General features: G+C 60.1%; 27 protein-coding genes. 9 read left to right on the forward strand and 18 right to left on the reverse strand.

The features are described 5' to 3' along the window. Positions 1-226: 226 nt before the first annotated feature. The 6 genes from AC27VU_RS03725 to AC27VU_RS03750 all read right to left on the reverse strand — a co-directional run bounded on the left by AC27VU_RS03725 (position 227) and on the right by AC27VU_RS03750 (position 7,661). Complete coding sequence (locus AC27VU_RS03725) at positions 227-1,255, reverse strand: DNA topoisomerase IB (RefSeq protein WP_488723437.1); 1,029 nt, start codon at positions 1,253-1,255, stop codon at positions 227-229. Positions 1,256-1,324: 69 nt separating this feature from the next. Continuing rightward, complete coding sequence (modC, locus tag AC27VU_RS03730) at positions 1,325-2,404, reverse strand: molybdenum ABC transporter ATP-binding protein (RefSeq protein WP_488723438.1); 1,080 nt, start codon at positions 2,402-2,404, stop codon at positions 1,325-1,327. A gap of 3 nt (positions 2,405-2,407) precedes the next feature. Next, positions 2,408-3,088, reverse strand: a complete 681-nt coding sequence (gene modB / locus AC27VU_RS03735; protein WP_003225407.1) for a molybdate ABC transporter permease subunit — start codon at positions 3,086-3,088, stop codon at positions 2,408-2,410. Then, complete coding sequence (gene modA / locus AC27VU_RS03740) at positions 3,089-3,856, reverse strand: molybdate ABC transporter substrate-binding protein (protein WP_488723439.1); 768 nt, start codon at positions 3,854-3,856, stop codon at positions 3,089-3,091. It abuts the gene before it with no gap. A gap of 169 nt (positions 3,857-4,025) precedes the next feature. Beyond that, positions 4,026-5,090, reverse strand: a complete 1,065-nt coding sequence (locus tag AC27VU_RS03745; RefSeq protein WP_488723440.1) for an NAD(P)H-dependent flavin oxidoreductase — start codon at positions 5,088-5,090, stop codon at positions 4,026-4,028. 114 nt (positions 5,091-5,204) lie between these two features. Then, positions 5,205-7,661: an autotransporter gene (locus AC27VU_RS03750; protein ID WP_488723441.1), complete on the reverse strand. Its 2,457-nt coding sequence runs from the start codon at positions 7,659-7,661 to the stop codon at positions 5,205-5,207. A gap of 190 nt (positions 7,662-7,851) precedes the next feature. On the opposite strand from AC27VU_RS03750, the gene acuI reads away from it, so the two are divergent. Together acuI and AC27VU_RS03760 are read left to right on the forward strand one after the other, a co-directional pair. Continuing rightward, the gene (gene acuI, locus AC27VU_RS03755) at positions 7,852-8,835 is read left to right on the forward strand and encodes an acrylyl-CoA reductase (NADPH) (protein WP_488723442.1); all 984 of its coding nucleotides are present in this window, start codon (positions 7,852-7,854) and stop codon (positions 8,833-8,835) included. Positions 8,836-8,895: 60 nt separating this feature from the next. Next, positions 8,896-9,354 carry a GyrI-like domain-containing protein gene (locus AC27VU_RS03760; RefSeq protein ID WP_488723443.1) on the forward strand — a complete coding sequence of 153 codons (459 nt, stop codon included), beginning with the start codon at positions 8,896-8,898 and terminating at the stop codon, positions 9,352-9,354. Here the strand turns inward: AC27VU_RS03760 and ada are convergent. From ada to AC27VU_RS03785, 5 genes are all read right to left on the reverse strand, one after another. Next, a complete protein-coding gene (ada, locus tag AC27VU_RS03765) occupies positions 9,351-10,418 on the reverse strand; it encodes a bifunctional DNA-binding transcriptional regulator/O6-methylguanine-DNA methyltransferase Ada (RefSeq protein WP_488723444.1) in 1,068 nt (355 codons plus the stop codon). The two genes, AC27VU_RS03760 and ada, sit on opposite strands and share 4 nt — an antisense overlap. Before the next feature lie 87 nt (positions 10,419-10,505). Further along, positions 10,506-11,171, reverse strand: a complete 666-nt coding sequence (gene alkB / locus AC27VU_RS03770) for a DNA oxidative demethylase AlkB (RefSeq protein ID WP_488723445.1) — start codon at positions 11,169-11,171, stop codon at positions 10,506-10,508. Positions 11,172-11,176: 5 nt separating this feature from the next. Further along, entirely contained in the window at positions 11,177-11,887 is a 711-nt protein-coding gene (locus tag AC27VU_RS03775; protein ID WP_488723446.1) for a 2OG-Fe(II) oxygenase, read from the reverse strand. A 93-nt stretch (positions 11,888-11,980) separates the two neighbouring features. Further along, complete coding sequence (locus tag AC27VU_RS03780) at positions 11,981-12,151, reverse strand: hypothetical protein (protein ID WP_003225397.1); 171 nt, start codon at positions 12,149-12,151, stop codon at positions 11,981-11,983. A gap of 28 nt (positions 12,152-12,179) precedes the next feature. Further along, a complete protein-coding gene (locus AC27VU_RS03785; protein WP_003225394.1) occupies positions 12,180-12,482 on the reverse strand; it encodes a DUF1883 domain-containing protein in 303 nt (100 codons plus the stop codon). Positions 12,483-12,694: 212 nt separating this feature from the next. Between AC27VU_RS03785 and AC27VU_RS03790 the strand changes: the two genes are divergently transcribed. Both AC27VU_RS03790 and AC27VU_RS03795 read left to right on the forward strand, forming a co-directional pair. Continuing rightward, positions 12,695-13,051, forward strand: coding sequence for a hypothetical protein (locus AC27VU_RS03790; RefSeq protein ID WP_262141107.1), 357 nt, complete (start codon positions 12,695-12,697; stop codon positions 13,049-13,051). 72 nt (positions 13,052-13,123) lie between these two features. After that, positions 13,124-13,354 (forward strand): hypothetical protein, encoded by a 231-nt coding sequence (locus tag AC27VU_RS03795; protein ID WP_003225391.1) that lies wholly within the window; start codon positions 13,124-13,126, stop codon positions 13,352-13,354. A gap of 3 nt (positions 13,355-13,357) precedes the next feature. On the opposite strand, the gene AC27VU_RS03800 is transcribed toward AC27VU_RS03795, so the two are convergent. Both AC27VU_RS03800 and AC27VU_RS03805 read right to left on the reverse strand, forming a co-directional pair. Then, entirely contained in the window at positions 13,358-13,639 is a 282-nt protein-coding gene (locus AC27VU_RS03800; protein WP_226499456.1) for a hypothetical protein, read from the reverse strand. 157 nt (positions 13,640-13,796) lie between these two features. Next, on the reverse strand, positions 13,797-13,982 hold the full coding sequence (locus AC27VU_RS03805; protein WP_003225388.1) for a hypothetical protein: 186 nt from the start codon (positions 13,980-13,982) through the stop codon (positions 13,797-13,799). 258 nt (positions 13,983-14,240) lie between these two features. Here AC27VU_RS03805 and galU point away from each other — a divergent pair, with 258 nt between their 5' ends. Further along, positions 14,241-15,080 (forward strand): UTP--glucose-1-phosphate uridylyltransferase GalU, encoded by an 840-nt coding sequence (gene galU / locus AC27VU_RS03810; protein WP_007912230.1) that lies wholly within the window; start codon positions 14,241-14,243, stop codon positions 15,078-15,080. A gap of 341 nt (positions 15,081-15,421) precedes the next feature. Here galU and AC27VU_RS03815 read toward each other — a convergent pair whose 3' ends face one another. Both AC27VU_RS03815 and AC27VU_RS03820 read right to left on the reverse strand, forming a co-directional pair. Continuing rightward, complete coding sequence (locus AC27VU_RS03815) at positions 15,422-17,170, reverse strand: phosphoethanolamine transferase CptA (protein WP_488723447.1); 1,749 nt, start codon at positions 17,168-17,170, stop codon at positions 15,422-15,424. A gap of 200 nt (positions 17,171-17,370) precedes the next feature. Continuing rightward, positions 17,371-17,553: a DUF6026 family protein gene (locus AC27VU_RS03820; RefSeq protein ID WP_003225385.1), complete on the reverse strand. Its 183-nt coding sequence runs from the start codon at positions 17,551-17,553 to the stop codon at positions 17,371-17,373. Between the two features lie 251 nt (positions 17,554-17,804). On the opposite strand from AC27VU_RS03820, the gene gnd reads away from it, so the two are divergent. The 3 genes from gnd to AC27VU_RS03835 are packed head-to-tail and all read left to right on the forward strand — an operon-like array spanning position 17,805 to position 21,147. Next, positions 17,805-18,809: a phosphogluconate dehydrogenase (NAD(+)-dependent, decarboxylating) gene (gnd, locus tag AC27VU_RS03825; RefSeq protein ID WP_332307559.1), complete on the forward strand. Its 1,005-nt coding sequence runs from the start codon at positions 17,805-17,807 to the stop codon at positions 18,807-18,809. After that, the gene (gene zwf, locus AC27VU_RS03830; protein ID WP_003225382.1) at positions 18,806-20,329 is read left to right on the forward strand and encodes a glucose-6-phosphate dehydrogenase; all 1,524 of its coding nucleotides are present in this window, start codon (positions 18,806-18,808) and stop codon (positions 20,327-20,329) included. Before gnd ends, zwf begins: the two co-directional genes overlap by 4 nt. Beyond that, positions 20,326-21,147, forward strand: coding sequence for an HAD family hydrolase (locus AC27VU_RS03835; protein ID WP_488723448.1), 822 nt, complete (start codon positions 20,326-20,328; stop codon positions 21,145-21,147). Before zwf ends, AC27VU_RS03835 begins: the two co-directional genes overlap by 4 nt. Positions 21,148-21,271: 124 nt before the next feature. On the opposite strand, the gene nhaB is transcribed toward AC27VU_RS03835, so the two are convergent. The 3 genes from nhaB to AC27VU_RS03850 all read right to left on the reverse strand — a co-directional run bounded on the left by nhaB (position 21,272) and on the right by AC27VU_RS03850 (position 24,676). Next, positions 21,272-22,774 (reverse strand): sodium/proton antiporter NhaB, encoded by a 1,503-nt coding sequence (gene nhaB / locus AC27VU_RS03840; RefSeq protein ID WP_488723449.1) that lies wholly within the window; start codon positions 22,772-22,774, stop codon positions 21,272-21,274. A gap of 68 nt (positions 22,775-22,842) precedes the next feature. Then, positions 22,843-24,129: an NHL repeat-containing protein gene (locus tag AC27VU_RS03845; protein ID WP_488723450.1), complete on the reverse strand. Its 1,287-nt coding sequence runs from the start codon at positions 24,127-24,129 to the stop codon at positions 22,843-22,845. Positions 24,130-24,409: 280 nt separating this feature from the next. Beyond that, positions 24,410-24,676: a hypothetical protein gene (locus AC27VU_RS03850; protein WP_488723451.1), complete on the reverse strand. Its 267-nt coding sequence runs from the start codon at positions 24,674-24,676 to the stop codon at positions 24,410-24,412. A gap of 345 nt (positions 24,677-25,021) precedes the next feature. Between AC27VU_RS03850 and AC27VU_RS03855 the strand changes: the two genes are divergently transcribed. Further along, the gene (locus tag AC27VU_RS03855; RefSeq protein ID WP_003225372.1) at positions 25,022-26,347 is read left to right on the forward strand and encodes a sigma-54 dependent transcriptional regulator; all 1,326 of its coding nucleotides are present in this window, start codon (positions 25,022-25,024) and stop codon (positions 26,345-26,347) included. The last annotated feature ends 31 nt before the right edge of the window (positions 26,348-26,378 follow it).

The raw sequence follows: 26,378 nt of genomic DNA on the forward strand, positions 1-26,378 counted from the left end.
AAAATCGTCTCGCCATTAGCGAACTGAAAAGTCGTTTGATTCAGGGAGACGAGGGCAGGCGTACGCGAGACGTGAGTCATCGGCACCTCCGAAAAATGTCGTGAACACTGACAGGCGCTATTCAGCGCTTATCGCGATTACATTTTCAGAAGGCTTGATTGTTCACTTTCTGCGGTCGTCCTGAAGGGGGAAAGGTGGCTAGCCTAGACCACCCATCCAGCGCAGATCAAGGCGCATCCATCATTTGCTCAAGAAACATCGCCAGCGCCACTTCCTCGGAGCGCAAGCCCTTGCGCACCCTCGGGCGTGGCAGTTCGGCCAGCGCACCGAGCAGGAAGCGCTCGACCACGGCCGGATGGATGTAGCACTTGCGGCACACCGCCGGGGTGTTGCCTAACTGTTTGGACACGCTCTTGACCATCTCCACCACATGCCGTTTCGCCTCGGTTTCCGACTCCCATTGCAGCTCGCGCAATACCGCCAGGGCCAGCGCACTGCCGGCCCAGGTTCGGTAATCCTTGGCAGTGAAGTCGGCGCCGGTGATGGTTTTCAGATAGGTGTTGACGTCGTGCGAGCTGACGGAGTGTCGCTCACCGTTTTCGTCCAGGTACTGGAACAGATTCTGTCCGGGGATTTCCAGGCAGCGCTTGATGATGCGCGCCAGGCGCCGGTCTTTCACGGTGATCTGGTGGTCGATGCCGCTTTTGCCGCGAAACTGGAACAGAATCGCGCTGCCGTTGACCTCGACATGCCGGCTGCGCAGGGTAGTCAGGCCATAGGAGCGGTTGTCCCGCGCGTACTGGGTGTTGCCGACGCGGATCAGTGTGGCGTCGAGCAGCGTGATGACAGTGGCCATCACCTTGTCGCGACTGAAGCCGGGAGCATCCAGCAGCGTTTCAAGCTGTTTGCGCAGTTTTGGCAGCGCTAGGCCGAATTCACGCAAGCGCGAGTACTTGTCTGCATCGCGCACTTCGCGCCAGCGTGGGTGATAGCGATACTGCTTGCGGCCCCGGGCATCGCGGCCAGTGGCCTGCAAATGGCCACGCGGATCGGCGCAGATCCACACGTCGGTGTAGGCCGGCGGCACCGCGAGCGAATTGATCCGTTTGATCTCGTCGGGGTCGCTGATGCGCTGCCCGGCCGGATCGAAATAGACGAACTTGCCGCGCAGTTTTTTGCGGGTCAGGCCGGGTTGGGTATCGTCGACGTAATGCAGGTCGGGTGGGAGCACGTCGGCTGGCGCGGTGTCGGGCATGGCAGTGTCCTTGGCGAATCGCTCTGTTACAGCGATTGACCGCGCGCCATGGCCGTCGTGCCAACGAATTCAGGCCAGTACGGCGACGGCCTTGATCTGCGCCCACAAATGCTGGCCCGGGTGTATGCCGAGCTGATCCCGGGAAAACCGCGTGATCCGCGCCAGCAGCGGTGTGCCGCCGGCATCGAGACGAATCAGCACATGCGCGGCATTGTCCGCCGCCAGCTCGCTGACCACGGTCACCGGCAAGCGATTGAGGATGCTGCTGGCCTCGCTGTTGTGCAGGGCCAGACTGATGTCCCGCGCATGCACCTTGCAGCGCAGGGCTTGGCCGACTGCCATCGGCGCGTGAGTCACCCGGATGTTCATGGCGGTGGCCGGCAATTGCAGGCTGAGCAACTGGTACTCGGCATCGTAGGCGCTGACCTGGCCTTCGATGATCACCCCGGCGTCATCGCCCATCGCCATTGGCAGATCCAGCCGGGCGAGCGTTTCGCCAATCGGGCCGCTGGCCAGGGCCTTGCCGTCGCTGAGCAACACCAGATGATCGGCCAGGCGAGCCACTTCATCTTGCGCGTGGCTGACGTAGAGCACTGGAATCTCCAGCTCATCGTGCAGACGTTGCAGGTACGGCAGGATTTCGTTTTTGCGCTGGCTGTCGAGGGCGGCCAGCGGCTCATCCATCAGCAACAGTTTCGGGCTGGTCAACAGTGCGCGGGCGATGCCGACTCGCTGGCGTTCGCCGCCGGACAGGTGCTGCGGATGGCGCTCCAGCAAATGGCCGATGCCCAGCAGTTCGGTGGCCTGCGCCATGTCGACCCGACGCTGGGCCTTGGCGATGCGTTTGAGGCCGAACTGCAGGTTGGCCAGTACCGACAGGTGCGGAAACAGACTCGCTTCCTGGAACACATAACCGATTGAACGTTTGTGCGGCGGGACAAAAATTCGTCGCTCGCTGTCCTGCCAGACTTCGTCGTTGACCTTGATGAAACCCTGTTCGGCCCGCTCAAGACCGGCGATACAACGCAGGCAGGTGGTCTTGCCTGAGCCGGAATGACCGTAGAGCGCGGTCACGCCGTGTCCCGGCAAATGCAGATCGACATCCAGGCTGAAACCCGAATAAGCGATTTTCAGACGTGCATCAATCATTGATCAGCTCCAGCCCGCGCGGGTCTTGCGGCTGGAGTAGAGCGCCAGCAACACCAGAAACGAAAACACCAGCATCGCCCCGGCCAGCCAATGGGCCTGGGCATATTCCATGGCCTCGACGTGGTCGTAGATTTGCACCGAGACCACTCGGGTCTTGTCGGGAATGTTGCCGCCGATCATCAGCACGACGCCGAATTCACCGACGGTGTGCGCGAAGCCGAGGATCGCCGCGGTCACGAAACCGGGGCGGGCCAGAGGCAGGATCACGCTGAAAAAAGTGTCCCATGGATTGGCGCGCAACGTTGCGGCCACTTCCAGTGGGCGGGTGCCGATCGCCGAGAACGCGTTTTGCAACGGTTGCACCACGAACGGCATGGAATAGATCACCGAACCGATCACCAGCCCGGTGAAGCTGAAAGTCAGGGTGCCCAGGCCCAGCCACTGAGTGAAATGGCCGAGAAAGCCGTTGGGACCCATCGCCAGCAGCAGATAGAAGCCGATCACGGTCGGCGGCAGTACGAGGGGCAGGGCGACGATTGCGCCGATGGGGCCGCGCAGCCAGGAACGGCTGCGCGACAACCACAGGGCAATCGGAGTGCCGACGACCAGCAGGATAGCGGTGGTCAGGGACGCCAGTTTCAGGGTCAGCCAGATCGCCGCGAAGTCGGCACTCGTCAGCGACATTTAGAGCTGGTAACCGTAGGACTTGATCACCGCAGCGGCTTTCGGGCCTTTGAGGTATTCAACCAGGGCTTTGGCGGCGGCGCTGTCCTTGCCTTTGTTCAGAATCACCGCGTCCTGTTTGATCGGGTCGTGCATGCTCGCTGGAACGATCCATGCCGAACCGCTGGTGACCTTGCCGTCCTTGTAGATCTGCGACAGCGCCACGAAGCCCAGTTCAGCGTTGCCGGTGGACACGAACTGATAGGCCTGAGTGATGTTCTGGCCTTCGACGATCTTGGCTTTGGTCGCTTCAGTCAGCTGGAGTTTTTCCAGCACCTGAGTGGCGGCCAGGCCATATGGCGCGGCTTTCGGATTGGCGATGGACAGGTGCTGGTACTCGTTTTTCTTCAGGACTTCACCCTTCGAATCGACGTAACCTTCTTTCGCCGACCACAGTGCCAGGGTGCCGATGGCGTAGGTGAAGCGCGAGCCTTTGACGGTGTCGCCTTCGGTTTCCAGTTTTGCCGGAGTGGTGTCGTCAGCCGAGAGGAACACTTCGAACGGTGCGCCGTTCTTGATCTGGGTATAGAACTGACCGGTGGCACCGTAGGCGGCGACCAGTTTGTGCCCGGTGTCTTTTTCGAAATCGGCAGCAATTGCCTGGATCGGTGCGGTGAAGTTGGCGGCAACTGCCACCTGCACTTCATCAGCCTGAGCGGCGCCGAAAGCGAATACCGCCAGCAGGGAAGCCAGGCAGGTTGGGGCAAAACGTGAGGCACGAATGGTCATGTAACAGCTCCGTTATGGGCGAGTGCAGAGGGCAGTTATTGTTGTGGGTGGACTGCACCGATGCGAGGGGGTGAAACGCTATATAGCGAAATATATAGCGAAACGCCGCTAAACAGGAAGTGCTGTTGTATACAGGATGAAGCTGTACCGTGCCTCACCCTGGATCGGATCAGCGACGGACCAATTTTGCCAGTGCGCCTTGCGCCAGTTCCTGGGTCAGTTCGGCGCTGCTCAGCTCCTTGCCCAGCGGGAAAGCCTGACCGGCCCAGAAGTTACTGAATTGCGCTTCACTTTTGGCGCGCAATGGCATCAGCGCCCCGCCAGCCAGCGGGAACGCCGGGGCGATGGGCGACATCGGCCCGATTTCGCGCATCACCCGATTGAGAATGCCGCGAGCCGGACGGCCGGTGAACAGGTTGGTCATCGCGGTTTCGCTCTCCTTGGCGGTACGCAGCGCCTGGTGATGCGAGGCACTGACTTTCGCTTCCGGGGTGAACAGATACGCGGTGCCGACCTGTACCGCTGACGCGCCGAGCAGCAACGCCGCGGCCACACCGCGCGCATCGGCGATGGCCCCGGCAGCGATCACCGGCACCTTCACCGCATCAACGATCTGCGGAACCAGAGCAAAGGTGCCGACCTGGCTGCTCAGGTCATCGCTGAGAAACATCCCGCGATGCCCGCCAGCCTCGTAACCCATGGCGATGATCGCGTCGCAACCGTTTTGCTCAAGCCACACCGCTTCATCGACAGTGGTGGCGGACGAAAGGATTTTCGCACCCGTGGCCTTGACCCGATCCAGCAAGGATTTCTCCGGCAGACCAAAGTGAAAACTCACCACTTCCGGGCGAAACTCGTCCAGCACTTCGCACGCTGCCGCATCGAATGGCGCCCGGTTGGAAACCGGTGTCGGTGCGTCGAAATCGACACCCAGTTCGCGGTAGTACGGCTCCAGCAGATTTTTCCAGTCTTGCGCGAGCTGTTCATTGGCGGCCGGTGGCTGGTGGCAGAAGAAATTGACGTTGAACGGCTTGCGAGTGTGCTCGCGAATGGTCTTCAGCTCTTCGCGCAACTGCTCGATGCTCAGCATCGCGGCTGGCATCGAACCCAAGCCGCCGGCGTTGCACACGGCGATCACCATGGACGAGTTCGTGGCACCGGCCATCGGGGCCTGGATGATCGGCAGCTCGATGCCGAGCAGGTCAAGGATGCGGGTGTCAGGCCATTGGCTCATGGAAGCGGTTCTCCGAACGATGAAGCGGGGCAGGGACGGCAGAACCGGTTTTTTAACAGCTAAGCCGGCCCCAGGGCCAGTCCGATTTTTTCGCACACGGACAGTCGCGCGCCGTCAGCGTCGATGAAAACCACCGCCACCGCCACCGCCGCCTCCAAATGACCGGTTCATGACTTGCGAGGAATTGTGAAAGTTGTTGGTTCGCTGGTTGCCGAAGTTACGTGCGGCCGACTCGCGATTGAGGTTTTGCAACTGGGCATTGTTGTTGACCGGTGCCGTGCGAGTCGGGCTGCCCTTGACCATCGATTGCCAGCCGTTGTCGGTTTTCTTGTAGACGTTGCCGTCGTGCCCGGCATAGACGTTGTCGCCCACTCGGGCGGCGCCGCCGTTTCGTCCTTTCACGCCGCCATATTGTGTGGTCTTGTCGGTGTTGGGGTTGTACACCGCGCCACGATTGGCGGTGACCTGGGTGCCATTGCGAGCATTGCCTGCGGTCACTTTTCCACCGGCGATGGCGCCACCGTTCGGCCCGACCACCTCACCACTGCGCCCGGCCGCGTAATTGCCGTTGTAGACATTGTGTACGGCACCGCGCTGGCCTGCGGCCGCAATGCCGGTGCGCGAGTTGTAGGAGGAGCCGACCTGTCCGGCCCAGCGATTGCCGGTCCAGGCGTTGTACCCGGCGCCATAACGACTGACGGTCGCGCGGTCGCCCCATTGCCGATAGATATTGCCGGTGGTGCCGGCCCAGCCACCGGGCCCCCAGGCCACGGCGCCCCCGCGATAGCCGTAAGCGGCGCCGCCCCAGGCCAGCGGCGCGGGATACAGGCGCGGGCCCCAGGCGTAACCCCAGCCGTAATTGCCCCACCATGGATAAGCGCCCCAGCCCCAACCCATCGCCACGGTGTTGCCGCCCCAGCTCCAGCCGAAGCCGAAACCGAAGGTCCAACCGGTCCACGGCGTGTAGCGCATGGCGACGCCGAAACCGTAGGTCACCGGTGGCCCGTACCAGACGCTGCCGACCCACGGCGTGTAGGGATAACCGGTGCCATAGACCACGACACCCGTGGCCGGATCCAGATTCGATCCTTGATAGCCGGGGGTATAGCCCACCACCACGGTATCGCCGCTGGATTCATAGACTTTGACGTAGGTGAGGTAATGCATCGGTGAACTCGGCGGGATCGAATAGACCACCGCCGGTACGGAGCTGGCCACGGCCCAAGGCCCGTTAACCGAGGTGGCGCTGAACCAGATTCCGTTTTCCACCGCATACCAGCTGTCGCTGTCGACCCGAATGATCGGCGTCGCGCTGTTGACCACGTATTGCAGCGGCGTGCTGTTGATCGCCTTCAACTGCGGCTCGCCATCGAACTGCGGCGCGGTCATTTTCACTGCGCTTTTCTTGATCGCCGAGGTTTGTGGAATGGTTGCAGCGATCGCGGCTTCCCTGGCCTGTGGCGTGCCGGCGACCGACGCCTTGACGTTCTCTTTCGGGCTGTCATCCGGGATATTGGCGAAGTCTGCCGGCAGTTTGTCAGCCGGGGTGAAGGTCCACGGGCCTTGCATGTCAGCGGCGCGGAACCAGCGGCCGGAGATCAGCACGTAACTGTTCTGGTCGCCGATTTCCTTGAAGATATGCCCGGTGGTATTGCTCACATACAGCAGACGGGTGCCCTGTATCGGCAGCCACTGCGGCGCGCCGTCGGTGACGATCAGTTCAGTGGGCGTGGTGGCGATGAAGGTTTTCGGTTGCGGTGATTTGGCCAGACTCGGAACCTTGTCTTTCGGATCGCTCTGGCCGGTCAGCAGATCGACCTGACGACTCTGGATTGCCGCCTGTTTGGCTTTCTCCAGATCAGCCGGCGGCGTGGCCAGCCGGGTGTATTCGCCGTTCAGGCTACCAGCGACCATCCAGCCGTCGAACACGTGCAGGTAGTGTTTGCCTTCGGCGTCCTTGAGCAATAGCGGACGGGTGTTGATCACCCGTTGCAGCCCGGTGCCCTCGACCGCCCGGTAGACGGCGTCGCCATCGATGTAGACGAGCAGGGCAGGGACGTCGGAACTGATGATCGCGGGCGGGGTATTTTCCAGTGGCGCGCTGTCGGCTTTCTGCTCTGCCGACAGCACGCCGACCGCGGCTTCGAGTTGATCGAGGGATATGGTTTTCTTGCGGCTTTCGGCATCTTTTTGCAGGGCTCCAAGCCAGACGTCGGCCTGACTGGCATCGGCGGGGAAGTCGGCCTTGATGATCTTGTATTGATCCAGCGCGACCCAGCGCGTGGCCTTGTCGACCAGCGTGTGCGCGCTGAACTGGACAATGCCGAAAGTGGGTTTGCCATCGGCTCCGGTGGCTTCGACGGCAGCGCGGGCATTGAGGGTGTAGCCATCCCAACTGTCGAGTTGCGGCTGATACACGGTGAGTCTGGCCTTGCCGCTGGTAATCACTTGCGGCCATGTCGGCGCGCTGCCCGCAGTGTCTTTCGTCGCAGGGGGGGAGGCTGCCCAAGTGTTGCCAATGATCAGCAGGCACAGCATCAGCATCGCTAGCAATGAGCGCGGGTAAGGCATTGTCAGCTCCATCGACAGGGGCCGCTTTCAGCAGGGATGACAGCGAAAGCACGACCGTCGAAAAAGCATAGCCGCCCGCTTCACAATTACTTGGCGGATTTGCGAATTGGCGCAAAGTCGGGTGGGGCAATGTGTTGCTTTGTGTTATTTCAGGGCACGAGGATTTGAAATCATTGATTGAGAGGCAGCCATGTTCAACGGCATTTTGATCGACAAAGACGACAGCGGTTACCGCGCCAGCCTGCAGCAGATCAGCGAAGCACAGTTGCCCGATGGCGACGTGACGGTGAAGGTCGCGTACAGCACGCTGAACTTCAAGGACGGTCTGGCGATTACCGGCAGCAGTCCGGTGGTGCGCAAGTTTCCGATGGTGCCGGGGATCGATCTGGCGGGCACGGTGGAAGTCAGTTCGCATCCCGACTACCAGGCCGGTGATCAGGTGCTGCTCAATGGCTGGGGGGTGGGCGAAAGTCACTGGGGCGGGCTGGCGCAGAAGGCGCGGCTCAATGGCGACTGGCTGATTCCGTTGCCCAAAGCCTTTACCGCCGCGCAAGCCATGGCCATTGGTACCGCCGGCTACACGGCGATGCTGTGCATTCTGGCGCTGGAGCGTAACGGCGTGACCCCGGATCAGGGCGAAGTGCTGGTGACCGGCGCCAATGGCGGGGTGGGCAGTTTCGCCATCGCCTTGCTCAGCAAGCTCGGTTATCGCGTGGTGGCGTCCACGGGCCGGGTGTCCGAGCATGACTACCTGAAGCAACTGGGCGCCAGCGAGATCATCGACCGCGCAACCTTGTCGGAGCCGGGCAGACCGCTGGCCAAGGAACGTTGGGCCGGAGTGATCGATTCGGTCGGCAGTCACACCTTGGCCAACGCTTGCGCCAGTACCCGCGCCGAGGGCACCGTCGCTGCCTGCGGTCTGGCTCAGGGTATGGATTTTCCGGCGTCGGTGGCGCCGTTCATTCTGCGCGGCGTGACGCTGGCGGGGATCAACAGCGTAACTCAGCCCAAAGCGCGGCGGATCGAGGCCTGGGAGCGTCTGGCCAAGGATCTGGACTTCGCCCTGTTGCCCTTGATCAGTCATGAAATCGCCCTGAGCGAGGCCATCGACGCGGCACCCAAGTTGCTCGCCGGACAGCTTCGCGGCAGGGTTGTGGTCGACGTCAATCGCTGACAAAGTAGGCGTCATTGCGGCCCGTGTGGCCGCATTTCTATTCAGGGAGCGGCAATTTCGATGGACTTGAAACGACAGCAAATCGACGCCTTCACCGTCGCCGGCCTGCGGGTTCGTACCACCAACGCCACAGAGCACCAACCCGAGACCGCAAAAATCGGCCCGATGTGGGGCCGGTTTTTCGGCGAGGAGTTGGCCGAAACCATCCCGGGCAAGTCAGCCAATTCGCCGATTTATGGCGTGTATTCGGCTTACGAGTCAGATGCCTCGGGTGAGTTCGATGTCACTGCCGGCGTCGCCGTGAATGCCCCGACCAAAGACTTCGAGTCGGTCCTGATCGAGGCGGGCGAGTATCTGGTATTCGAAGCGCAGGGGCCGTTGCCTGACGCGGTCATCTCGACCTGGGGAAAGATCTGGAAGTTCTTTGAGGAGAATCCGCAGATCCAGCGTCGTTACGCTACCGACTTCGAGGCCTATACCGGCCCCGAGTCCGTGTCGGTCTACATCGGCGTGCGCTAAGACTGGGTTTCGCGTTCCAGCAACTGGCGCTTGCGCTCTACGCCCCAGCGATACCCCGAGAGATTGCCATCGCTGCGCACCACGCGATGGCAGGGGATTGCTACGGCCAGACGGTTGGCGCCACACGCCTGCGCCACGGCGCGCATGGAGGTCGGCGCACCAATGCGTTGAGCGATCTCGGCGTAACTGGCGGTGCGGCCCGCCGGGATTTCCCGCAGTGCCTGCCACACCCGTTCCTGAAACGCCGTACCGCGTACGTCCAGTGGCAAGTCGAGGCCCAGTGCCGGGGCTTCGATGAAACCCACCACTTTGGCGATCAACTGTTCGAATCCGGCATCGGCGCCAATCAGGTTGGCCTGACGAAACTGATCCTGCAGGTCGCAGACCAGTTGATGCGGATCATCGCCCAAGAGAATCGCGCACACGCCGCGTTCGCTTTGCGCCACCAGAATCGCCCCGAGCGAGCATTGGCCGACGGCAAAATGAATGTCGTTGTTGCGCCCGGCAGCGCGATAGTCTCCGGGCTTCATGCCCAGGACCTTGTCGGCTGATTCGTAAAAGCGACTGTTGGAGTTGAAACCAGCGTCGTACAGCGCATCCGTCACTGAGCCGCCACCCGCGAGCCGTTCCCGCACCCTGCGCGAGCGATGCGCCGCTGCGTAACCCTTGGGCGTCAGGCCGGTAGCGGCCTTGAACACCCGGTGAAAATGGAAAGGACTGAGGCCGGCAGCTTCGGCGAGCTCGCTGAGCGCGGGCGCCGTTTCGCAAGACTCGATCTGGCGGCAAGCCATCGCCACAGTCGCGGCGTGTTGGCTGGCGACGTCAGTCTGATCCTTGCTCGTGCGCTTGCTCGGCCGGTAACCCGCCGCCTCGGCGGCTTCGGCGTTGTCGAAGAATTCGACATTCTGCGGCTTGGGCAACCGCGACAGGCTGCTCGGGCGGCAATAGATGCCGGTGGTCTTCACCGCGTAGACAAACTGCCCGTCAGCCCGAGGATCCCGCGCAACGACGGCAGCCCAGCGTGGATCGGTTTCAACGTTGATGATTGGCGACAGCTTTTTCATGGCGAGTAGTCCGTTGACCTGTTTGATTCAGGTTAACCAGCGGCGATGTTCGTAACACTCCGGGCCTTGCGGTCAAACTTTTCAGGATCATCCGGCAACACGGAAAGTCAGGTTGATCCGCCGTTCGCCCAGACGCGGATGCTGGCCGGGTTTGATCGGCAGCACCCCGTGAAAACGCAGGCGATCAACGCCGCCCCAGATCACCATGTCGCCGTGCAGCAGAGGAATGCGCTGGCTCTTGTCGCTGCGGGCAAAACCACCGAACAGGAACATGGCCGGCAAGCCCAGGGACAGTGAGACGATCGGCGCGGCGTAGGCATTTTCGTCTTTGTCCTGATGCAAAGACATCTTGGCCCCGGGGATATATTGGTTGATCAGGCAGGAATCTGCGCGGAAGTCGGCAAATCCTGCACGCTGCGCCGCTGTCTGTGCCAGCTCGGACAGCACCTCAGGCATTGCTGGCCAAGGGTTGCCGGTCAGTGGATCCCGTGCGCTATAGCGATAACCGCTGCGGTCGGTGATCCAGCCCAGTGCGCCGCAACTGCTGGTGCCCACCGACATGCTGAAACCACCCGGCGTCATCATGTGACGCAACGGCGCTGCGGCGAGAACGGCATCCAGCGCCGGCAGCAGTTGATCGAGCACCGGCAGGGCGAAGCCGCGCAACACCCACGATTGCTCGCCGATCTGTTCGGTACGGGGTTGCTGCTCGGGTTCGTGGTCGGCGAACAGGTCGAAAGTGGTCGGTTGCATGCTGCTCAGGACGCGTCGTGGAAGATGATGCCTAGGGTATGCCGATTTCCACTGTGCAGGCGACTGACGCCGTGACGCATGGTCACCCGGTAGTCGCCGCGTGTGCCTCTGACCGGGCGCTGGTTCACTGCGAAAAGCACTGCATCACCCTTGTGCATATCCACGACGTGCGGACGCGACTGCATGCGCGGGCGTTGCTCGGTCAGGACGAACTCGCCGCCGGTAAAGTCTTGCCCCGGCGCTGACAGAAGAATCGCCACCTGCAGAGGGAAAACCAGTTCTCCATACAGATCCTGATGCAGGCAGTTGTAGTCCTGCGGGCCGTATTGCAACAGCAGTGGCGTCGGTCGCAACTGGCCGGCGGCGTGGCACTGCTGCAAAAACTCGGCATGGGTTGCGGGAAATCGGACGGGCAAATTCATGCGTTCGTACCAGCGATTAGCCAACGGCATCAGGCGCGGGTATAGCGCGTTGCGCAGACGCTCGAGGGTGGTCGGAAGGGGATATCGAAAGTATTTGTACTCCCCGCGACCGAAACCGTGGCGGGCCATGATGACCTGCGAGCGAAACGGTTCGGTCTGTGAATACAGGGCGCTCAAGCGCTCACAGGCTGGCGCCGACAGCAGCGAACGGATGATGGCGTAGCCGTACTGGTCCAGTTGCTGCTCCAGGCTGGACCAATCGAGCGCATCCAGCCGTGACGGGGACATTGACATGCTGACTCCTGAACACTTGGTCTAGGCTGTCAGTCTGGGCAAGTCCCTGCGGCAGAACACCCCGCCGCTTGCGGTTGAATTCGACGGACTGCGTTACAGGGCTTTGCTGACGGCGATATCGCTGATCACGTCATCGGTCTGGCCGTGGATGGCATCCAGTGCAGCCTTGGCTTCTTCCACGGTGCCGTGCTCCAGTTGCGCGAACTCGAAGCGGCGATCACCGTTGAGCTTGTATTTGATGACGTATTTGGTCGTTTGGGCCACGGTCGTACTTACCTTGTGTTAGGGCGACTCAGCTGAGTTTGGTGCTGGAGCGGCGGATGATCTTGATCGAGTGGGTCAGGTTCGGTTTGCGCGTGACGCTGATGGCGCGACGGCTGACGGTGTCGATGGTGATATTCCAGAAACCGGTGCTCGGCGCGGTGATGCGCGCAGGAAACTTGTCGAAAGCGCCGCCGTGGTAGGTGTGGCGTCCGCCATTCTTGAACGCGCGGAAGTTGGCGTCGTTCATCAATCGGATGTTGCAGGTTTGCGAGCATTGGATGACGACAATGTCGTCTTCGTTGAGGTGCTCGCGCTGGTGAATGAATTTCATGGGCGCCTCCAGAAGGGCTTTTTCTACTAAATCAAAACGATAGCATGTGCGATTGGCGCAGTTTATCAGCCCGAACAGGTTATTATCCCGCCGTCGAGCGCTGCTTTGACAATTAAAAACAGTTATTCGCGATTCGATGCGGGTTTAATGGAGTAAGCCTCGGAGAAAAATGGCATTACTGCTGTCCGAGGGTCTTTATGGGAGGTATTTGTATGAAGTGGGGTGTGGTGTGTCTGCCGTTGATGTTGGTCATGGGTGGTTGCGCGAGTGTTTCCGAGATCAATGAAACCTTGCCGACCATGAGCGTGATTTCCGGCAAGAAACCCCATGAGTATGCTCAGTGCCTTGCGGACAAGCTGGCCAGCAGCCGTGGCGCGCTGCAGATGCAGCCGCACAAGGATGGCGTGCGAGTGATTGTCCCCGGGAAATTTTCCACTGGCGCGGCAGCGGTGTTTGACATCGACGACCGCTCCGGCGGCAGCAGCATCAAGCTGCATGAGCGCATGTCCAATGTGCCGATTCGCCCTCGTGACGTGCAAAACGCCGCCAATGCCTGTATTTCCGGCTGATAGAATAGCGGCCATCAGCACCGATGCCGTCACAGTCATGCTGTGACGGCATTTTCATTTCTGGAGTCGCGCATGAAGCGAGAGCAAGTACGGGAACGGCATGCAGAGGGCCTTATCTCTGCCACGCATGTCATTCAAAATCCGGCGAACCCGGGTGAGTGGATCGTTTTTTTCAAGAAGAGCGCCGGTCGCAGCTATTTCCTGGTGGACGATAACGACGAAGTCGAATCCTTTGCCCGGCTCGACGACTTGATCGAGATCGTGCGTGGGCTCGGGATCAAATTCGCCGAGATTCACATGTAGGGTCTATTTGCAGACCACCACCACGCTACGGTTTTTGTAGTTGCCGACATCGACCCCCAAAGTCTTGTCGCTTTCTTTGGGGGCCGGCGTGCCATCGGTCCCGACAATGCGATAACCGGTGCCGGCACAGGAGGCATCGGCTTTCTCATAGCAGGTGGCCCAGGAGTTGGCCTCGCCCGAGCAATCGATGGTCAGGCCCTGTTCGCCGTTGTTCAGGTAGGTGGTTTGCGAGGTGGCACAGCCACCCAGGGCCAATACCGCGATCAGCGGCAGCAATCTTTTCATGTTCATAAGTGTGTCGTCTTCAGCGAGGGAGGGGCTAAACGCTCTGACAGCGCCGGAGTGAAAAGGTTATAGCGATTGGCCACTTGTTTGCGCTGGTGTGCCCGGCAGTCACAAAAAGCCCTGCACAAGGGCAGGGCTCGGGATGTGTCGCTACAGATCAGTCCTGATCTTTGCCACGGCGTTTGGACGACGCCGGTGTGTCGGTGAACACTGACGCCACATCCGTCGCCAACTGCTCGCTGTCGAAAGGCCCGGCGATGTGTTCGCCATTGGTAGTGGTCAGCGTCCACTTGCCGTCTTTCTTGTCGATCACATACCCGTTGATGATTTTTACCGCGGCCATCTATTTGTCTCGTTCGCTGGTTCAAAGGCGCCATGATACCGACAAATCCTCACATTGGGGGACGATGAGCGTATGGTGATGCAGCGCATTTGCGTGTTTGAGCTACTCTGTTTTCGCGTGTCTAAGACGCCAACGGAACTATCGGAGAGAATATTTCTCTATGTTGGCATCGGTTAGCCAGTGCGGGGCATTGTAAGGTGCACGCCGCCTGATTAGACTGCGCCGAAACTCGTACACACAGCCCTTTCAAGGACTTATATGATCAAGAAATGCTTGTTCCCAGCAGCCGGTTACGGTACTCGCTTCCTGCCAGCGACTAAAGCCATGCCCAAAGAAATGCTGCCGGTGGTAAACAAGCCACTGATCCAGTACGGCGTTGAAGAAGCTCTGGATGCTGGCCTGACTGAAATCTCGATCGTGACCGGTCGTGGCAAGCGTGCTCTGGAAGACCACTTCGACATCAGCTATGAGCTGGAAAACCAGATCAAAGGTACCGACAAGGAAAAATACCTGGTCGGCATCCGCAAGCTGCTCGACGAGTGCTCGTTCTCCTACACCCGTCAGACCGAAATGAAAGGCCTGGGCCACGCGATTCTGACCGGTCGCCCACTGATCGGTGACGAGCCGTTCGCCGTGGTACTGGCGGACGACCTGTGCGTCAACCTCGAAGGCGACGGCGTACTGACCCAGATGGTCAAGCTGTACAAGCAGTTCCGCTGCTCGATCATCGCCATTCAGGAAGTCGATCCACAGGAAACCAGCAAATACGGCGTGATTGCTGGCGAGATGATCCGCGACGACATCTACCGCGTACACAGCATGGTCGAGAAGCCAAAGCCGGAAGACGCTCCGTCGAACCTGGCGATCATTGGTCGTTACATCCTGACCCCGGACATCTTCGATCTGATCGAGCAGACCGAGCCAGGCAAGGGTGGCGAAATCCAGATCACCGACGCCCTGATGAAGCAGGCCCAGAACGGCTGCGTAATGGCTTACAAGTTCAAGGGCAAGCGTTTTGACTGCGGTGGCGCCGAAGGCTACATCGAAGCCACCAACTTCTGCTTCGAGAACTTCTACAAGACCGGCAAGGCTTACTGATAGCGCCGGATCTGCGCCGCCAAGGGTGTGAAAGCACCCAGGCGAATGCACCCACAAACGCCCCGACCTGTTCGGGGCGTTTGTTTTTGTGCTGGAAAACCCCTTGAGTCCAGCAGTGCGGTTCACTGGTGCTCTCTGAGCGCGCTGGCTGCTTTTTCAAGGGGAGGGCACGTTCGAGCATGCTGGCTGTGCCGATTCGCTTCAAACGGCACAGGAGAGCCCTGCACAAGCGAGCAACCTGTCCGCCCGAAACGAAAAAAGCTCCGTATCTTGCGATACGGAGCTTTTTCTTTATACGTTGCGCCGATTGCGATCTCTCGAAACCGGCGCCTTCCAGGCAGTTACTGCTGCACGACATTCGCAGCGGCAGGCTCGACCTTTTTCGGCTTCATCAGGCTGAAGTCGATCAGCGCGCGCTGCTCACGCTCGTACGGGTTGCCGATCATCAGCGGACGCGGCTTGAAGCTGTCGCTGACCAGGCTCTTGGTGCGGTCCAGCTCATCGAAACTCAAACCGGCCATGTCTGCCCAAGTGTGGATCAGGTGCGAGCTGCTGTAAGGCCGCCCCAGGTCCGCGGCGAAGTTCCAGTCATGGTTCTCGCGCCATTTCGGCGAAGCCCAGGCCATGAACGGAATGGTGTACATCGGCGCGGTCGGTTTGTTCTCGTTACGGCCAAGGGTGTTGTGGCCGGCGGAGTCGAACACGTCTTCTCCGTGGTCGGAGAGGTACAGCAGGAAACCGTTCGGATCGGACTTGGCGTAGTCCTTGATCAGGCTCGACACCACGAAATCGTTGTACAGCACGGCGTTGTCATAGCTGTTGTAGGTCGGCACCTGGTCATCACGCACACCGGCCGGCACGCCGGTACGGTCCTGGAACTTGTCGAAGGTCGGCGGATAACGGTACTGGTAGCTCATGTGAGTGCCGAGCAGATGCACGACGATCAGCTTGCGTTGAGCCGGATCAGTCAGCGCCTTGTTGAACGGCTCGATCACGTCACCGTCGTACTGCGCGGCGTTCTGATTACGGTTGTTGTTCAGGTACACCTGCTCGTCGGCCTGTTCGGAGAAGGTCGTGAGCATGGTGTTGCGCTTGGTCATGGTTTGCTGGTTGGTGATCCAGAACGTCTTGTAGCCGGCCTGTTTCATCATGCTGACCAGCGAAGGCGTCGACAGGTACAGATCAGGATTCTCTTCGTCGGCGAAGGTCAGGACCTGTTGCAGCGCTTCAATGGTGTAAGGGCGCGGAGTGATGACGTTGTCGAACACCGCGAGCTGATCCTTGAGCTTGTCCAGCTCCGGCGTGGTCTTGCGCGGATAGCCGTACAGGCTCATGCGCTGACGGTTGGTCGATTCGCCGATCACCAGCACCAGGGTCGAAGGTTTATCGGCGTCTGCAACCTTGAGGTTATGCAGCGGCGGGACCTTGCTGGTGCTGTGCAGCATCTCTTCCATGCCGGCCAGCGTATCGAGGTAGCGGTGGTAAGCCACCGCCATCTGCCAAGGCACGGCTGGCTCGATGCGGTCTTCGAACTTCTCGAAACCGCCGGCGAAACTGCCGGTGCGCTGGGTTTGTTTGATCAGCGGGTAGCCAACCACGGCAATCAGGATCGCCAACGCGGCGACGAAAGCGCGGCCACGGGGCATGTAAACCGGGCGCAGGCGGGTCCACAGGAAGTAGGCGAAAGCGGTATGGGCGAGGAATGCCGGGATCATCCACCACGCGAAGTACTGGGTCATGTACTCGCCTGCCTCAGACACGTTCGACTCGAACATGATGAAGATGACGCTTTGCGAAAATTCCTGCTGATAGATAAAGAAGTAACCCAGGCTGGCCATCGAGCAGGCCCACAGGACCACGCCGATCAACGCGGCGAGCAGCTTGGTGCGCTTGGGGAACGCCAGCATCGGGGCGAGCCAGAGCGCACTCATCACGAAGGCTTGACGGAAACCGCTGAAACCGGAGGTGCCGGTCAGCTGGATCAGCAGTTGGGTGATGCCCGAGAAATACCAGAAGAACGCGAACAGCCAGAGAACCCCGGCCCAGTCGAAACCTGTCGCAGTCGTTTTGCTGCGTTTGAACAATGCCATTCAGCACTCCAGCTCATCGTCACTAACCACCGTCGGAGCGCTACATCAAAACCGACGAACGGAAGCCGCGCGCAAACGCACGGCCAGAATGGGCCGGAGTATCACCAAGGCAGTGTGAAAACTTTGTTAGTTGCTGATCAGGGGCGGGGGGGCATCATGTCGGGAACGACAGGTGCCGTTCCCGAAGCTGGCGAGACAGGTCAGGCGTGCGGATTACGCTGGACAACCGGCAGAGGTTTGGGCTGGGCGCCCTGAGTCAGCGAGCGCAGCTGCGCCAGCTCCTGCTTCAACTGGTCGCGCTCGTCTTTCAACTGGCGCAATTCATCACGTCGGATCGTGACGTACAGGGTTTGTGGCGGCATTGCTGTGTGTACTGTGCCCATTGCTCACCTCGCAAATGGCGTGTCTCAACTGCAAATCGTCCCCGCGTCGGGGCTACTGACTTGCTATCGGCGCCAATTTTGATTTCTTTTGCACGTGAATGGAACTTTTTTATTTTTCATGGTCGGTGTGTCTTCGGCACGTTTCCCGACGTTATCAGTCTGGATCGGGCACAATGCCCGGAAACTTCCCACCCGACGCTCTGGACTAACCTCCATGGATCACGTTGGGCTATAACCTTTGACACACATTTATTTGCAGTAAGGAGCATCAGCACATGCAACTCGGGATTATTGGACTGGGCCGCATGGGCGGCAATATTGCGCGGCGCCTGATGCTCAACGGTCACACCACCGTTGTTTACGACCGCAATACCGCTTTTGTCGACACCCTGGCCGCCGAGGGCGCTACGGGCGTTGCCGACCTGCCGGCCCTGGTGGCAGGCCTGGCCAAGCCACGCGCCGTGTGGGTCATGCTGCCGGCCGGCGCACCGACCGAAGACACCATCAACACCCTGAGCGACTTGCTGGAAGCCGGTGACACCATCATCGACGGCGGCAACACCAACTATAAGGATGACATCCGCCGGGCCAAGACTCTGTCCGAGAAAGGCCTGCACTACATCGACGTCGGCACCTCCGGCGGCGTCTGGGGCCTGGAGCGCGGCTATTGCATGATGATCGGCGGCGATGCCGAGACCGTGCAGCGCCTTGACCCGCTGTTCGCTGCGCTGGCACCGGGCATGGGCGAGATTCCGCGCACCAAGGACCGCAAGTCCGATGATCACCGTGCCGAGCACGGCTACATTCACGCCGGTCCTGCCGGTGCCGGTCACTTCGTGAAGATGATCCACAATGGCATCGAGTACGGCATGATGGCCGCGTTTGCCGAAGGCTTCGACATCCTCAAGACCAAATCCAGCGAGCGTCTGCCGGAAGACCAGCGCTTTGACCTGAATGTTGCCGACATCGCCGAAGTCTGGCGTCGTGGCAGCGTGGTTTCGTCCTGGCTGCTGGACCTCACCGCCGACGCGCTGGCCAGCGACCCGAAACTCGATGGGTTCTCCGGTTCGGTGGCTGACAGCGGCGAAGGTCAATGGACCATCGAAGCGGCCATGGAACAGGCAGTGCCGGTGCCGGTGCTGTCGAACTCGTTGTTCTCGCGCTACCGCTCCCGCGGTCAGGGCACCTTTGGCGACAAGATCCTTTCGGCCCAACGCTTCGGCTTCGGCGGCCATGTGGAGACACCGAAAAAATGACCCATACGATCCGCAGGAAATCCAAGGCAGAACCCGCTCCACCGACCACGCTGTTTCTGTTCGGTGCCCACGGTGACCTGGTCAAGCGCTTGCTGATGCCGGCGCTGTACAACCTGAGTCGCGACGGCCTGCTGAATGATGGCCTGCGGATCGTCGGCGTTGACCACAACGCCATTAGCGATGAAGCCTTCGCGCAAAAACTCGAAGACTTCATCCGTACCGAAGTGGCGGCGAAGGTCGGCAAGGGCGATCAGATGCTTGATCCGGCCTTGTGGGCCAAGCTCGCCAAAGGTATCAGCTACGTCCAGGGTGACTTCCTGGACGACAGCACCTATTCAGCGCTGGCGGCGAAAATCGCCGACAGCGGCACTGGCAATGCGGTGTTCTACCTGGCCACCGCGCCACGTTTCTTCAGTGAAGTGGTGCGCCGACTCGGCGCGGCCAAACTGCTGGAGGAAACCCCCGAGGCGTTCAGAAGGGTGGTCATCGAGAAGCCGTTCGGCTCCGATCTGCAAACCGCCGAAGCCTTGAACGCCTGCCTGCTCAAGGTCATGTCCGAGAAACAGATCTATCGGATCGACCATTATCTGGGCAAGGAAACCGTGCAGAACATTCTGGTCAGCCGGTTCTCCAACAGCCTGTTCGAGGCGTTCTGGAACAACCATTACATCGACCACGTGCAGATCACCGCCGCGGAAACTGTCGGTGTTGAAACCCGTGGCAGTTTTTACGAACACACCGGCGCGTTGCGGGACATGGTGCCCAATCACCTGTTCCAGTTGCTGGCGATGGTCGCCATGGAACCACCGGCCGCGTTCGGCGCTGACGCGGTGCGTGGCGAGAAGGCCAAAGTGGTCGGCGCGATCCGCCCATGGACGGTCGAGGAGGCGCGAGCCAATTCGGTACGCGGTCAATACAGCGCCGGTGAAGTCGATGGCAAAGCGTTGAACGGTTACCGTCAGGAGCCGAACGTTTCGCCCGACAGCAGCACCGAAACCTACGTCGCGCTGAAAGTCATGATCGACAATTGGCGCTGGGTCGGTGTGCCGTTCTATTTGCGCACCGGCAAGCGCATGAGCGTACGCGACACCGAGATCGTCATCTGCTTCAAACCGGCGCCGTACGCGCAGTTCCGTGACACCGAGGTCGACGAGCTGCAGCCAACCTATCTGCGTATCCAGATCCAGCCCAATGAGGGCATGTGGTTCGACCTGCTGGCCAAACGGCCGGGGCCGGCGTTGAACATGGCCAACATCGAGCTGGGGTTCGCGTACAAGGACTTTTTCGAGATGCAGCCGTCAACCGGTTACGAAACGCTGATCTATGACTGCCTGACCGGCGATCAGACGCTGTTCCAGCGTGCCGACAACATCGAGAACGGCTGGCGTGCGGTGCAACCGTTCCTCGACGCCTGGCAGCAGGATTCCAGCGTGCAGAGCTACGCTGCCGGTGAAGATGGTCCACAAGCCGCCAATGATCTGCTGACTCGCGATGGTCGCGTCTGGCATGGTCTGGGATGAGTAACGCAACGCAACACTCCATCCGTTTTCTGCTCAGTGACATGGACGGCACACTGTTGCTGCCCGATCACAGTCTGAGCCAGCGCACCCTCGACGCGGTTCGCTCGTTGCGCGAGGCGGGCGTGTTCTTCAGCCTGGCCACCGGGCGTCCGCCCAAAGCCATGTTGCAGCAGATCGAAGCCTTGGGTATCGACGTGCCGACAGCGGCGTTCAACGGCGGCACCATCGTCAAGCCTGATGGCACGCTGCTGGCTGCGCACTATCTGCCGGTAACGGTGGCGCTGACGGCTTTGGCGACGTTCATCGATCAGCCAGGTGTTGAAATCTGGGTGTTCAGTGGCGGTGACTGGCTGCTCAAAGACCCCAACGGGCCAATGGTGCCGCGTGAACAGCACGGTCTTGGCTATCCGCCGGTGGTGGTGGAGAGTTTCGAGCCATATTTGCAAAGGATCGACAAGATCGTCGCCACCAGTCAGAACACGGATCTGCTGATTGAACTGGAAGCCCGTTTGTTGACCAAGGTTGAGGGACAGGCGCAGGTTTCACGTTCGCAACCGGTGTATCTGGACGTCACGGCGCTGGAGGCTAACAAGGGTACCGCGCTGTCGACGATTGCCGAGTACCTGAACGTGCCGCTGGAGCACACCGCCGCGATTGGCGATGGCGGTAATGACCCGGCGATGTTCCATCGTGCCGGGTTCTCGATCGCCATGGGGCAGGCGGAAGAAGCGGTGCGACGGCAGGCCGATGCAGTGACCGCGCCAAACACCGACGATGGCGTGGCGCAGGCGATCGAGAAGTACATCCTCGGTCGCTGATTCACCCGGAAACAAACTGTGGGAGCGGGCTTGCTCGCGAATGCGGTGTGTCAGTCAACACATCAAGTGCCTGATACTCCGTCTTCGCGAGCAAGCCCGCTCCCACAGTTTTAATCGCGTGTTGTCAGAGCCAGTAACTCACCGCATACCACCCCAGCAACCCCATCACCACGGTGTACGGCAACGCCATCCACACCATCCGCCCGTACGACAGACGCACCAGCGGCGCGATCGCCGAGGTCAGCAGGAACAGGAACGCCGCCTGACCATTCGGTGTTGCCACGCTCGGCAGGTTGGTGCCGGTGTTGATCGCGATCGCCAGTGTCTCGAAATGCTCGCGGCTCATGTGCCCGGACAGGAACGCCTGTTTCACTTCGGTGATGTAGATGGTGGCGACGAACACGTTGTCGCTGATCGCCGAGAGCAGGCCGTTGGCAATGAACAGCATGCCCGGTTGTTGCTCCGCCGGCAGGGCCAGCACCCACTGGATCAACGGGGCAAACAGTTGTTGATCGTGAATCACCGCGACCACGGCAAAGAACACCACCAGCAATGCAGTGAACGGCATGGCGTCTTTGAAGGCGCTGCCCAGGCGATGCTCGTCGGTGATGCCAGTGAACGCGGTGATCAACACGATCACCATCAGACCGATCAGGCCGACCTCGGCGACATGAAACGCCAGGCAACCTATCAGGATCAACGCAGCAGTGCCTTGCACCAGCAGGGCGGCACGCTGGCGCGGTGTGCGTTCGGCGTTGTCTTCGGCGGCGTAATTGGCTAGCACGGCACGCACGTTGTCCGGCAGCAGGGTGCCGTAGCTAAACCAGCGCAATTTTTCCAGCAGCATGCAGGTCAGCAGGCCCGCCACCAGTACCGGCAGCGACACCGGCGCGACCTTCAAGAAGAACTCTGCGAAGTGCCAGCCCATCTCATGGCCGATCAGCAGATTCTGCGGCTCGCCCACCAACGTACAGACCCCGCCGAGTGCGGTGCCCACCGCGCCGTGCATCAGCAGGCTGCGCAGGAATGCGCGAAACTGTTCGAGATCGTCATGGTGCAGGGCTGGCAGGTGCCGGTCGTCGCTGAATTCGCTGTCCTGGCGCGGATCGTTGCCCGAGGCTACGCGGTGGTAAACCGAATAGAAACCGACCGCCGCGCTGATGATCACCGCCGTCACGGTCAGCGCATCAAGAAACGCCGACAGAAACGCCGAGAGAAAACAGAACATCAGCGCCAGCAGCGCCTTGGAACGCACGCCCAACAGCAGGCGCGAGAACAGAAATAGCAGCAGGTCTTTCATGAAGTAGATGCCTGCGACCATGAACATCAGCAGCAGGATCACCGGAAAGTTGTGCACCAACTCATCGTACAGCGCCTGCGGCGTGGTCATCTTCAGCAGCAGGGCTTCGATCAGCAACAACCCGCCGGGCATCAACGGATAGCACTTGAGGGCCATGGCCAGGGTGAAAATGAACTCGATCACCAGCAGCCAGCCGGCGGCGACCGGGCCGACAGTGAACAGCACCACGGCGTTGAGGATCAGGAACCCGACGATGCACGCCTTGTACCAGCGGGGCGAATGCCCGAGGAAATTGTGCGCGAACGCCTGGGCCAGTGAACCGGACATCGGTTGCTCCTTGTATTAAGAAGCGCGCAAGTTGCCGCAAGTGTCTGGCAAGTTCAAGTCCGCGGGAGTTATTGATTCAGATAGCGCGCGACCATGGCGCGGTAGTTGCCGTCCAGTGAATAGCCGCCAACCAGGATGCGCCCGTCTACCTGCACGGCGAGTGAATTGGCGGTGTCCAGGCTGTGCCCCAGACGCGTGCGTAGCCAGCCGCCGTTGCCGAACTGCGCGTCGAGTCGTCCGTCGAGCAGATAGCGTGCCACGATGAAATCCGCTTCGATCCCGCCAATCGTTGCACCCACCGCGATGATTCGGCCATCAGCCATGCATTGGGCTGCGCTCCACTGGCAACCGCTGGGACCGATTTCCAGCAGATGCGGGAGGCCTGAGTTGTTGCGCAATTCCGGACGACCATTGCGGTGAAGGCTCAGCGCCAGGCAGCGGATCGGATCACGACTGCTGCCAAAGCAGTGCAGATGCTCCTGCGACTCGATGACCTGACTGACCATCGCGCTTTGGCCGTGGGCCTTGAAGGCGAGGAAACCATCCACCGCGAAACGTTCATCAAGGCGCCCGTCAGGCAAATAGCGCGCGACCAGCCCCTCTTGGGGGAAGTCAATTGAGCCAGCGATGAGGATCCGCCCATCTTCCTGCAATACAAGGCTGCTGAGCCAGGTGTTGAGCAGCAGATGGCGGATCATCACGAAGCCGCGGCCATTGAAGCTTGTATCGAGCTCGCCGTCTGGCATCAGGCGGATCAGCATGCCGGCATGGTCGGCAAGTTCGAAGTGGTGATTGGCGATCAGCAGAATGTGCCCGTCGTCTTGCACGGCGATGTCGCAGGCTTCGGCGCCTGGCACACCGGGCGGTAGCCAGGTATCGCGGGAACCGATGGACAGGTCTCCGGGCAGGCGCACTACTTTGCAGCCATTTTCGCCAAAACCCGGGTCGGGAATTCCGTCGGCGCTGAACAGGGCAAGGGCGGGCAGGGTGCGATGGGTGTTTTGATAATGCAGCCCGGCCAGCAGGATTCGCCCGTCGGGCAGCACCTGGACCTTGCCACCCGTGGCTTCAAAACCGCGTTCAAATTCACCGATCACACTGCCTTGCTGTCCAAACGCGAGGTCGGCCGAACCGTCAGCGAGTATTCGCGCCAGACCAAAACGACTGCCTTGGGCAGTGCCGATCTTGGCGGCGACCAACACGCGTCCCTGTCGGTCCAGCGCAACATCCTGGGTCATGCTGGAAACACTGCCGGCGAAATAGACTTGGGCAACGCCAGTGTTGGCAAATTGTTTGTCCAGTTGTCCGCAGGTATTGAGTAGTGCCGGGCGCGCAAAGGCGTTCTCGGAGGACATGCATGCTTCTCCTTGCAAGTTGACCAGGCCCGAATCGGGCGGGTAACTGCATGAGCGGAACATTCAATCCCTGAATACACGCAAGTTCAACTGACAGAACTAACAGGTGGAGGGTCGCACTGTGCCATAACAGTGTCTTTTTGAACCAAATGAAAGCCTGCCAAGCAGTGGCGCCTGACGCTTGAAGGAAAGTTGTACAAAAGTACTGGAGATAAACAGCAGTTTGGAACTAACGAAACACAAGGCGGATGACCTGAATGTCATCCGCATGGCCCTCTGATCAGTACGGCATCGACCACGACTGCAGCCGGTAACCTTCTTTGCTCAATTCAGCACGGGCCTGTTGCAACAGCAATTCCAGCTGCGCCGGGTCGGAGTAGGCGCTGCTTGGGATCTGCTGACGACCGATGTGCGAGTTGGTGCGATCGATGACGGTCAGGTTCAGTTCGCCGTTGCCGTCTTGTGGGGCCCAGGCCACGCACTGGAAGGGTTTGAACGCGTGGTTGGCAATCAAAAGAGCTTCGTTGATACGGAGCGGGGCGGTCATGGGGTCTTCTCTCTGTCGTGCCCAATCAAATGATCTGCCGTCGGTTGGGCTTACCGTTCGGCTGGTTACTTGTACTGATGCACGCAACCCCGTGGCAGGTCACACACGACACAAAGAAATTTTAACTTTGTTGCTGAGGCCGGACATTTCGAGCGTTTTTGAAAGCTTGCTGAAAGATAGCAAGTCGGTAGCTAACTAATAAACTCGCTTCTTATAACTCGTTAGCTTGTATACCTATAAGCAATCGATACAAGGCCCTGTCAATTTCTTGCTAATGTTACAGTCGGGTCTGCCAAATGACTGTTTTTACAATAATTTCCTTAAATTTGGCGCCAAGGAACAGTCATGATCGAAGCGCCAGCGTTACGACGTTTATTGGTAGTCGACCCCTGTGACGACTGCCACCGCCTGTTACCCGGATTGCGCGCGGTGGGCTGGGATGTTGACAGTTGTACCCTGGAAAATGCCGCCGATCGGACATGTGATGTCGGGCTGCTGCGACTGCAACCTTTTCACCTCGAACGCCCCGAAGCGGTCAAGGAACTGATCAGCCGCAGTGGCACCGAGTGGATCGCAGTGTTGAATCAGGAAGTCCTGCGATTACAGAACGTCGGTGACTTCGTCTGCGAATGGTTTTTCGATTTTCATACCTTGCCGTTCGATGTCTCACGCGTACAGGTGACCCTGGGCCGCGCATTCGGCATGGCGCGTTTGCGCGGGCAAGGCACGATTCACGTCGACCAGCCTGAACACGAGTTACTCGGCGACAGCAAGCCGATCCGTGAGCTGCGCAAGTTACTGAGCAAACTGGCGCCGACCGAATCCCCGGTATTGATCCGAGGCGAAAGCGGCACCGGTAAAGAACTGGTCGCACGCACGCTGCACCGCCAGTCCCAACGCCACAGCAAGCCGTTTGTGGCGATCAATTGCGGGGCGATTCCCGAACATTTGATTCAGTCCGAACTGTTTGGCCACGAGAAAGGTGCCTTTACCGGTGCGCATCAGCGCAAGGTCGGGCGCATCGAGGCCGCCAATGGTGGCACGCTGTTTCTCGATGAAATCGGCGATCTGCCACTTGAATTGCAGGCTAACCTGTTGCGTTTTCTCCAGGAAAAACACATCGAGCGCGTCGGCGGCAGTCAGCCGATCCCGGTCGATGTTCGTGTGCTGGCGGCCACCCACGTCGACCTGGAAGCGGCCATCGAGAAAAAGCGTTTTCGCGAAGACCTCTATTACCGTCTCAATGTGCTGCAAGTGGTGACCGCGCCATTGCGCGAACGCCACGGTGATCTGTCGATGCTGGCCAACCATTTTTCCCACTTCTACAGCCACGAGACCGGGCGCCGTCCGCGCAGCTTCAGTGAGGATGCGTTGATCGCCATGGGCAAACACGATTGGCCAGGCAACGTGCGGGAACTGGCCAACCGCGTGCGACGTGGTCTGGTGCTGGCGGAAGGAAGGCAGATCGAAGCCCGGGATCTGGGATTACTCAGTCAGCACTCGATTTCGGCGCCGATGGGGACGCTGGAAGACTACAAGACTCGCGCCGAACGCCAGGCGCTGTGCGATGTGTTGAACCGGCACAGCGACAATCTCAGTGTGGCGGCGAAGGTGCTGGGCGTGTCGCGGCCGACGTTTTATCGCCTGCTGCACAAACATCAGATCCGCTAGAGACCAAAGCTCAAAAGATCGCAGCCTGCGA

This window comes from Pseudomonas sp. 14P5.3.2 (assembly GCF_057799175.1).